3 protein-coding genes and 1 pseudogene are annotated in these 2,582 nt (G+C 68.4%); all 4 read left to right on the top strand.

Annotated features, from left to right (window positions below):
- The first annotated feature begins 278 nt into the window (after positions 1 to 278).
- Entirely contained in the window at positions 279 to 674 is a 396-nt protein-coding gene (locus tag KDL28_RS40015) for a hypothetical protein (protein WP_252446700.1), read from the top strand.
- Positions 675 to 898: 224 nt separating this feature from the next.
- The gene (locus tag KDL28_RS40010; RefSeq protein WP_252446699.1) at positions 899 to 1,276 is read left to right on the top strand and encodes a hypothetical protein; all 378 of its coding nucleotides are present in this window, start codon (positions 899 to 901) and stop codon (positions 1,274 to 1,276) included.
- Positions 1,277 to 1,547: 271 nt separating this feature from the next.
- Positions 1,548 to 1,937 carry a hypothetical protein gene (locus KDL28_RS40005; RefSeq protein ID WP_252446698.1) on the top strand — a complete coding sequence of 130 codons (390 nt, stop codon included), beginning with the start codon at positions 1,548 to 1,550 and terminating at the stop codon, positions 1,935 to 1,937.
- A 275-nt stretch (positions 1,938 to 2,212) separates the two neighbouring features.
- A pseudogene (locus KDL28_RS40000) lies at positions 2,213 to 2,582 on the top strand (hypothetical protein); the annotation flags it as partial.

Genomic DNA, 2,582 nt, shown 5'->3' with positions numbered 1-2,582 from the left:
GACTCCGGCAACACCAGCATCGACGACTGACGACGGGCGACATCGGGCGGAGGGCGCGGACCGGACCGGTCCGCGCCCTCCGCCGTTCCCGGCCCGATGCGTTCACCGGATCGAGTGCGTTCCCCGCCGCGGATCCTCTCGTTGACCTGGCAGTGGCAACGGATTCACCGCGGCCGAGACCCGCCGACGACACCAGCTCCGTCGACGGGTCACCACCGAGTCCGACGCCCACTTGCAATCGGACCGTACGCGGTCCAGCGAAATCATCGGGAGTAGCAGTGCTGAAGAAGACCGGGATCATCATCGCCACCGCCACCGCGGGTCTGCTGGCCGTGGGCGGGCTGGCGTTCGCCACGACGCCGCACCACGATGAGCCCACCCGCGCCGGCTACACCAACGTCGAGCAGGGCAACGTCGGCAACGACTGCCAGTTCGCCCAGACCGGCCCGGCCATCGACTCGGTCCTCAGCGGCGGCGACGCCCTCATCGGCGCAGGCGGCGCTGCGGCCAACGTCGTCGCCCCGATCTCCGCGCCGGTCCAGGCGCTGAACTGCACCAACGTGAGCGTCACCGACGTCATCGACGACAACTCGAACAACGAGACCACCACTGCCACCGAGACCGAGGTCGAGGACTCGAACAACACGGTCACCGCTCCGGCACCCGGCGAGTGACCTCGGGGCGGGCGGCCCCAACCCGGGCGACGTGCCCGCTCGAAGCGTGTGCGGTTCGCAGCACCACCCGCTGCACCGGAGCTCTGACCTACGCGACGTGCTCCGGCAGCGAACAGCAGGATAGCGCCATATCGGTCGACGGACCCGCGGGACCGACTCCGCGGACAGCGTCGACATCGAAGAAGAGGTTCCGGCTCCAGCCGGACGAATCAAGGAGAACGACCATGCTGAAGAAGGCCGGAATCATCACCGCCGTGGCCGCCGCAGGCGCCATCGCCCTCACCCCGTTCGCGTTCGCGCACGACTCGCACCACGAGTCCCCGGCCCCCGTCCAGTACACCAACGTCGAGGACGGCAACCTCAGCAACGACTGCCAGTTCGCGCAGACCGGCCCGGACATCGACTCCAACGTCAGCGGCGGCGACGCACTGGTCGGGGCCGGCGGCCTGGTGGCCAACGCGGTCGCTCCGATCTCGGCCCCGATCCAGGCGCTGAACTGCACCAACATCGGCGTCAGCGACGTGGTGGACGTCAACTCGAACAACGAGACCCGGACCGCCGAGTCCACCGAGGTCGAGGACTCCTTCAACACCGAGGGCTGATCCATCCCCAGCACCATCCCGGTGGCCCGGACCGAATCGGTCCGGGCCACCGGCCTGTCCACCACCGGGCCGACCGGACCGATGAATCATCCCCGATCGGGTGCGTAACCGGCGACGCAGATCCGCCGTCACCCGATGGCGGTACGAGGTTTGGTGACCCGCGATCGGCGGGATATCTTTTCCCCAGTCGACGAGAGCTCCCCGCAATCCAACGTCGACTCTCAATGGGAACCGGCTCCGGCCGAATCCTGCGAACTCTCAGGAGAACTCTGTGCTGAAGAAGGCTGGAATCATCACCGCCGTGGCCGCCGCCGGCGCCATCGCCCTCACCCCGTTCGCGTTCGCCGACGACTCGCACCACGAGGCCCCGGCCCCCGTCCAGTACACCAACGTCGAGGACGGCAACCTCAGCAACGACTGCCAGTTCGCCCAGACCGGCCCGGACATCGACTCCGCGGTCAGCGGCGGCGACGCCCTCATCGGTGCCGGTGGCGTCGCGGCCAACGCCGTCGCCCCGATCTCCGCCCCCATCCAGGCGGCGAACTGCACCAACATCGGCGTCAGCGACGTGATCGACAGCAACTCGAACAACGAGACCCGCACCGCCACCCGCACCGAGGTCGAGGACTCGTTCAACACCGAGGGCACCGTCGAGGACTGATCGCCTCCCAGCTCCACCCGGTGGCCCGGACCGAATCGGTCCGGGCCACCGGCCTGTCCGCGGACCCCGCCCGCACCGGCCGGGCGACGAATGCACCCGAATGAGTGCGTAACCCGCCGAGCACATCCGGCATCACCCGATGGCGGTACGGGATTAGGTCGGCCGCAGTCGATGGGATATCTTTCTCTTAGTCGACGAGGGCTCCCCGCAATCGAACGTCGACTCTCAATGGGAACCGGCTCCGGCCGAATCCTGCGAACTCTCAGGAGAACTCTGTGCTGAAGAAGGCTGGAATCATCACCGCCGTGGCCGCCGCCGGCGCCATCGCCCTCACCCCGTTCGCGTTCGCGAACGACTCGCACCACGAGGCCCCGGCCCCCGTCGAGTACACCAACATCGAGAAGGGCAACCTCAGCAACGACTGCGAGTTCGCCCAGACCGGCCCGGACATCGACTCCGCGGTCAGCGGCGGCGACGCCCTCATCGGTGCCGGTGGCGCCGCGGCCAACGCCGTCGCCCCGATCTCGGCCCCGATCCAGGCGCTGAACTGCACCAACATCGGCGTCAGCGACGTGGTGGACGTCAACTCGAACAACGAGACCCGGACCGCCGAGTCCACCGAGGTCGAGGACTCCTTCAACACCG

The organism is Pseudonocardia humida, assembly GCF_023898865.1.
GTDB lineage: Bacteria > Actinomycetota > Actinomycetes > Mycobacteriales > Pseudonocardiaceae > Pseudonocardia > Pseudonocardia humida.
This window is presented reverse-complemented; position numbering and strand designations above follow the sequence as displayed.

Coding starts and splice junctions, on each gene's coding strand:
- KDL28_RS40010 (WP_252446699.1), top strand. CDS start 899: ATGCTGAAGAAGGCCGGAATCATCACCGCCGTGGCCGCCGCAGGCGCC.